Origin of the sequence: Methylophaga sp. UBA4204 (assembly GCF_002379485.1) — a bacterium.
In the GTDB taxonomy this organism is placed as follows: Bacteria; Pseudomonadota; Gammaproteobacteria; order Nitrosococcales; family Methylophagaceae; genus Methylophaga.
This window is the reverse complement of record NZ_DFTU01000007.1, coordinates 62,437-63,525: the sequence shown is the minus strand read 5'-3', so window position 1 is coordinate 63,525 and position 1,089 is coordinate 62,437. Positions and strand designations below refer to the sequence as shown.

Below are 1,089 nucleotides of genomic sequence, written 5' to 3'. Positions count from 1 at the left end.
ACGATCGCGTTCGCCGGTACGTCCTTCACGACCATAAATAGCACACTCTTTTAAATCGCGGCCCAAAGCATCTGCAACCACTTCCCCCATTCTTAAGGCAGTACCGGAAGGTGCATCCACTTTATGGCGGTGATGGGCTTCAATAATCTCAATATCAACGCTATCCCCCAATACACGGGCAGCCATATCAAGTAATTTCAGTGATAAATTCACCCCAACACTCATATTGGGGGCTAGTAAGGTGGCAATGCGACCGGCTGTTTGCTGAATAATCTGTTTTTGCGCTTCATCAAAACCCGTTGTACCAATCACCGGGCGGCACTGATTCTCTGCACATAACGGCAGGAGAGCCATGGTGGCCTCAGGAATGGTGAAGTCTATGATCACATCCGATTGCTGAGTTGCTTGATCAAGATCTGCTGACAACACTACCCCTAATTTACCGACTCCAGCCAATTCACCGGCATCCACACCAATTAATGATGACTCCGCTCGATCAATGGCAGCAGATAGCTGCAAACCATCTGTTTCAGCGACGGCTTGAATCAGGCAACGGCCCATGCGGCCAGCGGCACCGTTAATAGCAATATTAATAGCCATGGTTTATATCCTTATGGCGGTAAATCAGAAAATAAAAAAGCTGGCTGGCAAAAATAGCCCAGTCAGCTTCCTATTGGCAAATATCTTATTCAAAAAAACGTTTTACAGCATCAAGCCACGATTCATGTTTTGGACTGTGGGTTGCCCCGGAACCTTCCATCGTTTCGGCAAATTCCTGCAATAACTCTTTTTGTTTTTTTGATAATTTAACCGGCGTTTCAATAATCACGCGACACATTAAATCGCCAACTTCACCGGTACGCACTGATTTGACACCTTTACCGCGCATCTTGAATTGCTGGCCGGTTTGCGTACCTTCAGGCACTTTCAGCACAGCTTTACCCTGCAAAGTGGGCACTTGCAGTTCCCCGCCCAGACAGGCGGTGGTGAAACTGATGGGTACATCGGCAAACAGATTATTACCATCACGGGTAAATACATCGTGACGTTTAACCGCTACTTCGACATATAAATCACCGGCTGGAGCAC

General features: G+C 47.3%; 2 protein-coding genes. Both read right to left on the bottom strand.

Annotated features, from left to right (window positions below):
* The coding region (dapB, locus tag B3182_RS01145) for a 4-hydroxy-tetrahydrodipicolinate reductase (protein ID WP_292751199.1) at nt 1-600 on the bottom strand (600 nt) is incomplete at its 3' end.
* 85 nt (nt 601-685) lie between these two features.
* The coding region (locus B3182_RS01140) for a DnaJ C-terminal domain-containing protein (protein WP_292751196.1) at nt 686-1,089 on the bottom strand (404 nt) is incomplete at its 5' end.